Source organism: Oceanicola sp. S124, assembly GCF_000220565.1.
Classification (GTDB): domain Bacteria; phylum Pseudomonadota; class Alphaproteobacteria; order Rhodobacterales; family Rhodobacteraceae; genus Pseudooceanicola.
The window spans coordinates 1-5,833 of the sequence record NZ_AFPM01000081.1; the positions used below are offsets into that span (position 1 = coordinate 1).

5 protein-coding genes and 1 pseudogene are annotated in these 5,833 nt (G+C 68.5%); 4 read left to right on the top strand and 2 right to left on the bottom strand.

What is annotated here, in order from left to right; all coding sequences use genetic code 11:
- A pseudogene (locus tag OS124_RS0106585) lies at positions 1-631 on the bottom strand (dihydroxy-acid dehydratase domain-containing protein); the annotation flags it as partial.
- 206 nt (positions 632-837) lie between these two features.
- Between OS124_RS0106585 and OS124_RS0106590 the strand changes: the two are divergent.
- The 4 genes from OS124_RS0106590 to OS124_RS0106605 all read left to right on the top strand — a co-directional run bounded on the left by OS124_RS0106590 (position 838) and on the right by OS124_RS0106605 (position 4,997).
- Positions 838-1,689, top strand: coding sequence for a CPBP family intramembrane glutamic endopeptidase (locus tag OS124_RS0106590; RefSeq protein ID WP_010138630.1), 852 nt, complete (start codon positions 838-840; stop codon positions 1,687-1,689).
- Positions 1,686-2,624, top strand: a complete 939-nt coding sequence (locus OS124_RS0106595; RefSeq protein ID WP_010138631.1) for a CPBP family intramembrane glutamic endopeptidase — start codon at positions 1,686-1,688, stop codon at positions 2,622-2,624. Before OS124_RS0106590 ends, OS124_RS0106595 begins: the two co-directional genes overlap by 4 nt.
- A gap of 61 nt (positions 2,625-2,685) precedes the next feature.
- Complete coding sequence (gene accD, locus OS124_RS0106600) at positions 2,686-3,705, top strand: acetyl-CoA carboxylase, carboxyltransferase subunit beta (protein WP_010138632.1); 1,020 nt, start codon at positions 2,686-2,688, stop codon at positions 3,703-3,705.
- Positions 3,702-4,997, top strand: coding sequence for a bifunctional folylpolyglutamate synthase/dihydrofolate synthase (locus OS124_RS0106605; protein ID WP_029375232.1), 1,296 nt, complete (start codon positions 3,702-3,704; stop codon positions 4,995-4,997). Before accD ends, OS124_RS0106605 begins: the two co-directional genes overlap by 4 nt.
- Positions 4,998-5,383: 386 nt before the next feature.
- Here OS124_RS0106605 and zapE read toward each other — a convergent pair.
- A partial coding sequence (gene zapE / locus OS124_RS0106610; RefSeq protein WP_010138634.1) for an AFG1/ZapE family ATPase occupies positions 5,384-5,833 on the bottom strand: 450 nt, incomplete at its 5' end.

Below are 5,833 nucleotides of genomic sequence, written 5' to 3' on the forward strand. Positions count from 1 at the left end.
ACCGCAGGCGCCCGCGCTCGGGCAGGCCACGCGCTCCAGCATCGGCCAGGGCGGCGTCGGAGAGGTCGTTGTTCTGGTGACGCCCGACGGCCTCGAACATGTCCTGCACGGTCAGGTCGCGGGTGCGGAAATCCTCGGGGATCTCGTCGACCTGCGGTGCCTTGCCCGGCAGGATCGAGCCGCCGTAGATGAAGACCGACGGCACGTTCAGGCGGACCATGGCCATCATCATGCCCGGCAGCGACTTGTCGCAGCCCGCCAGGCCGACGACGGCGTCATAGCAATGGCCGCGCATGGTCAGCTCGACCGTGTCGGCGATGGCTTCGCGCGAGGCCAGAGAGCTGCGCATGCCCTCGTGGCCCATGGCCATGCCGTCGGTCACGGTGATGGTGGTGAATTCGCGCGGCGTGCCCTCGGCGGCCTTGACGCCCAGTTTCACGGCCTGGGCCTGACGGCTGAGGGCGATGTTGCAGGGGGCGGCCTCGTTCCAGCAGGTGGCGACGCCGATCAGGGGGCGGTGAATCTCGTCCTCGGAGAGGCCCATGGCATAGAGGTAGGACCGATGCGGTGCCCGCGCCGGACCTTCGGTCACGTGACGGCTGGGCAGTTTGGACTTGTCGAACTTCGTCATGGAAGCAGCTCCCCCGGGATCTTGTGGCTGGCATGGGGATAAATGACGCATCCGCGCCGCACAAGGGTCATTGCGGCGGACCACGGCGCCGGCGCGGACACCCCGGACCTGCCTCGCGAGCCCCCCTGCAGCGGGGTCACACCGGGGCCGCACCGCCGCAAGATGAGCGATTGCGACCCGGCAGAGGCGGCGCTAGCTTGCGCCTCATGACCGCCGACGCCCCGCACCCGACGCCATCCTGGGACGATGCCCCCGCAACCCTCTGGCGCACCAGCGCGGGGCTCTGCATCTTCATCGTCCTCTACGGGCTGCTGATCAGCCTGTGGTTCATGACCGCCACCTCCTTGATCGCCGGGCTGCTGCCCGGCCCGGCAGCGGCGACGGTGCTGATGCTGTTCTCCTTCGCCAGCGCGCTGCTGGCGCTCGAGCTGGTGCTGCGCGCCCTGCACGGGCGCGGCCTGATCGCCCTGACCGGACCGGGGGCGCTGTTCTGGCCGCAGCTTCTGCGCGTCGCCCTGCATGCCCTGCCGGTGGTCGTGGTGCTGTCGCTGCTGCCCCTGCCCGATGCGCTGACCCCGGTGCGCCACCTCGACCTTGCCCCCTGGCTGGCGCTTCTGCCGCTGGCCCTGGCCGGTGTCGCGGTGCAGATCGCCGCCGAGGAGTTCCTGTTCCGCGGCTACCTGCAATCGCGCCTGCAGGCCCGCTTCCGCCACCCGGTCCTGTGGCTGGGCCTGCCCGCCCTGTTCTTCGGCCTGCTGCATTTCGACCCCGCGGGCGGCGACAATGCGCCCTGGTTCGTGCTTTATGCGACGCTCTTCGGGCTGGTGACGGGCGACCTGACGGCGCGTTCGGGCAGCCTCGGCCCGGCGATGGCGCTGCATTTCCTCAACAACTGCATCGCGCTGACCGTGACCTCCTTCCCGGACGGGCTGGGAGGGCTCTCGCTGTGGCACCTGCCGGTGCGCCCGGACGACCCGGCCCTTCAGGCGGTGATCCCGCTCGAGCTGGGCGCGACCCTTGTCCTCTGGCTGGCCGCACGGGTGGCGATCCGTCGATGAAGACGCTGAACCTGCCACCGCCACCGCGTGGCTATGCGCCCTATGCGGCGCTTGTCACCCCGGCCCGGGCGCGGCCCGAGCTGTGGCGGCTGGTGCTGGGCCTGGCGATCTGCGAGGCGGTCTTCGCCCTGGCCATCTATGGGTTCGACGAGGGCATCGCCTGGATTTCGCCCGCGCTGGCCGACCGTATCTATCGCGGCGACACCCCCCTTGGGCTGATCCTGCAACTTCTGTCCTACGGCTTCCTGGGGCTGGCCGCGATCTTCGTCACCGAGAAGCTGCACGACCGGCAGGCGGGGGACCTCTTCGGCCCCAGGGGCGGCAACCGCTGGTGGCTGCGCCGGGCCTTCGGCGGCGCCATGCTGTTCTACGTGGTGATCCAGTTCCTGCCGCCCTGGACCGATCTCGAGGCACTGGAGCAGATCCGCAACCCGCTGGCCTGGATGCTGACCCTGCCCTTCGGCCTGCTGGCGCTGCTGGTGCAATGCGGCTCGGAAGAGCTGCTTTATCGCGGCTACCTGCAAAGCCAGATCGCGGCGCGGTTCGACAATCCCGCCGTCTGGATGGTGCTGCCCAACCTGGCCTTCGCCGCCGTGCACTGGTCCGAAGGCGCCACATGGTCGGAAAACTGGCAGTACGTCATCTGGGCCTTCTGCTTCGGCCTCGCCTGCTCTGACCTCGTGGCGCGCTCGGGGCGGCTGGTCACCGCGATCGGCCTGCACGTGGCCAACAACACCTTCGCCTTCGTCTTCTTCGGCGAGGTACGGGGCATGGATTCAGGCCTCGCGCTGTTCCTCTTCCCCGAGGTGCCCGACCTGCCGGACGCCCCCGGTGGCGGCGATCCGGGCGGCCCGATCCTGACCGCGCAGCTGCTGATGGAGCTTGTCGTGCTGGCCCTTGCGTGGCTTTCCGCCCGGGTCGCTGTCAGGCGCTGATTGCATTCTTCGCCAAGCCCGCATATCTCAGGGCGCGACGAAAACGCCGAATGGGGCCACGATGAACTGGATCAGCAACTACGTCCGGCCGCGGATCAACTCGATCTTCTCGCGCAGGGAAACGCCCGAGAACCTCTGGTCGAAATGCGACAGCTGCGGGACGATGCTGTTCCACCGGGAACTGAAAGAGAACCTGAATGTCTGCACCTCCTGCGGGCATCACATGGCGATCTCGCCCCGGGCGCGGTTCAAGTCGCTGTTCGACGGCGGCATCTTCACCGAGGTCGAGGTGCCCGAGCCGGTCGCAGACCCGCTGCACTTCCGCGACCAGAAGAAGTACCCCGACCGGATGCGCGAAGCCCGCCGCAACACGGCCGAGCATGAGGCCATGCTGGTCGGCGAGGGCGAAATCGGGCGCACCCCCATCGTCGCCGCCTGCCAGGACTTCAGCTTCATGGCCGGCTCCATGGGGATGTACGTGGGCAATGCGATCATCGCCGCCGCGCAGCGCGCGGTGAAGAAGAAATGCCCGCTGGTGCTGTTCTCGGCCGCCGGTGGCGCGCGGATGCAGGAAGGCATCCTGTCGCTGATGCAGATGCCACGCACCACGGTCGCCGTGCAGATGCTGAAAGAGGCCGGCCTGCCCTATATCGTCGTGCTGACCCACCCGACCACGGGCGGTGTCACGGCCTCTTACGCCATGCTGGGCGACGTTCAGATCGCCGAGCCGAATGCCCTGATCTGCTTCGCAGGCCCCCGCGTCATCGAGCAGACCATCCGTGAAAGCCTGCCCGAGGGCTTCCAGCGCGCCGAATACCTGCTGGACCACGGCATGCTGGACCGGGTGACCCCGCGCACCAAGATGCGCGAAGAGCTGATCACCATCACCCGCATGCTGATGGGCCTGCCGCCCGCGGTCATGGGCGACCTGCCGCCGCCCGCCCCGATGGTTGATGAAGACCCCGCGGATGCTGAAGCCCCCAAGGCCCCCGCGGAAGAGTCCGCCAAGGCCGCTCCGGCCAAGGCAGCCAAGCCCGCCGCCGCCAAGGCCGGCAAAGACGAAAGCTCCGACAAGAAGTGACCCAGACAGGATCCGACGCGCTTCTGGCGCGCATGATGCAGCTGCATCCCAAGGTCATCGACCTCTCGCTTGATCGGATCCGCCAGCTTCTGACCCGGCTCGGCCATCCCGAGGCCGCGCTGCCGCCGGTGATCCATATCGCCGGCACCAACGGCAAGGGCTCAACCCTGGCCATGCTGCGCGCCGGGATCGAGGGCGCGGGCCAGTCCGCCCATGCCTATACCTCGCCCCATCTCGTGCGCTTCCACGAACGCATCCGCCTCGCCGGGGACCTGATCGGCGAAGAGGCCCTGATCGCCCTGCTGCAGGAGGTGCTGGACATCAACGGCGCCGAGCCGATCACCTTCTTCGAGATCACCAATGCCGCCGCCTTCCTGGCCTTCGCCCGCCTCCCCGCTGACTACGTGCTGCTGGAAACCGGGCTGGGCGGCATCTACGATTCGACCAATGTCGTCGACCAGCCCGCGATGACCGTGATCACCCCGATCTCGAAGGACCACGAGGCCTTCCTGGGCGACACCCTGGCGAAGATCGCCTGGTCCAAGGCCGGGATCATCAAGCGCGGCGTGCCCTGTGTCGTCGGCCCCCAGCCCGACGAGGCGCTTGAGGTGATCGAGCAGACCGCCGCCCGTCTCGGCGCCCCGCTGCTGGTCCACGGCCAGCACTGGCACGCCTGGGAAGAGCGCGGCCGCCTGGTCTTCCAGGACGAAAGCGGCCTGCTGGACCTGCCCCTGCCCGCCCTGCGCGGCCCGCACCAGATCCAGAACGCCGGCGCGGCGCTGGCCGCCCTGCGCCATCTCGGCTTCGACGAGGCCGCCTGCGAGGCCGCCGTCACCGGCGCCGAATGGCCCGCCCGCCTGCAACGGCTGACCGGGGGCCGGCTGGCCCGCCTCGCGCCCGATGCCGAGCTCTGGCTGGATGGCGGTCACAACCCTTCCGCCGGGGAGGCGCTGGCCGAATTCCTCGCCAGCCTGCCTGCGCGTCCGACGCACCTGGTCTGCGCCATGATCAACACCAAGGACGCCGGCGGCTACCTGGCCCCGCTGGCGCCCCATGCCGCCAGCCTCACCGCGCTGACCATCCCGGAGGAAACCGCCTCGGTGCCCGGTGCCGATCTGGCCGCGAAGGCTGCCACCTGCGGCCATGACGCCCGGGTGGCCGAAAGCCTCGAAGACGCCCTGGCCGCGATCACCCGGACCGCCCCCGAGGCCCGGATCCTGCTCTGCGGATCGCTCTATTTCGCCGGTCACGTGCTGCGACAGGACGATGAGAGCCTTGCCACGCAGGGTTGATGGGCATTCGGTCGATTTTTCCGCACATGAAGAGCAGGCCCTAACGGGTTGATCCGAATCGGCTTTCCGAATCAGTGCTTGACCGTGCCCCGGAAACCCCGTGAAAGCCGATTCGTTTGCCATTGACCGATTCGCGATGATTCGCGTAAAGTCCTTGCAGATCAGGCATTCATCCGCATGAAACGGGGCGCACAGCAGCCTATCACCGCGCTTCGGGACATGTCGCAGGCTTGGGATCTATCGGGCAGAACCACGGGGGTCGCTAGAACGACCCCCTTCTGCTGTCCGGCCCTTCCGCTTTGAACCTACCCGGGCTTTTCCGCCCGGCCACCCGCCAGGGGCGTAGGGTGGATGCAATCCACCTTCCTCGAAACGGGACCAGGGGCTCAGGCCTCCTCGGCGCCCCAGTCCTTGTCCTGCATCTCGCGCAGGCGCGAGGCGGTACGTTCGAACTCGAAGACCCCCTCGCCCTCCAGGTAGAGGCTTTCCGGCTCATCCGCGGCCGAGCAGATCAACCGCACCTTCGCCTCATAAAGCGCATCGACCAGCGTCACGAAGCGCTTCGCCTCGTTGAAGTTGCCGCGCCCGAGGCAGGGGATGTCCTCGAGGATCAGCACCTCGACCGCCTCGGCAATGGCCAGGTAATCCCCCGGCCCCAGCATCTTGCTGCAGAGGTCGTGGAACCGCGCCCGCCCGACCCCCGAGCGATAGGCGGGCAGCACCACCTCGCGGCCCTTGATCTTCAGCACCAGCGGTTCGCCGGGGCCGGCCTCGCCGGTCAGGTCGTGCCAATAGGCATCCAGCTGTTCCCGCGCGGCGCGGTTGGCCGGGTGAAA

Bases quoted from the DNA above. Each gene is read 5' to 3' on its own strand.
- accD (WP_010138632.1), top strand. From the start codon at position 2,686: ATGAACTGGATCAGCAACTACGTCCGGCCGCGGATCAACTCGATCTTC.
- OS124_RS0106595 (WP_010138631.1), top strand. From the start codon at position 1,686: ATGAAGACGCTGAACCTGCCACCGCCACCGCGTGGCTATGCGCCCTAT.
- OS124_RS0106590 (WP_010138630.1), top strand. From the start codon at position 838: ATGACCGCCGACGCCCCGCACCCGACGCCATCCTGGGACGATGCCCCC.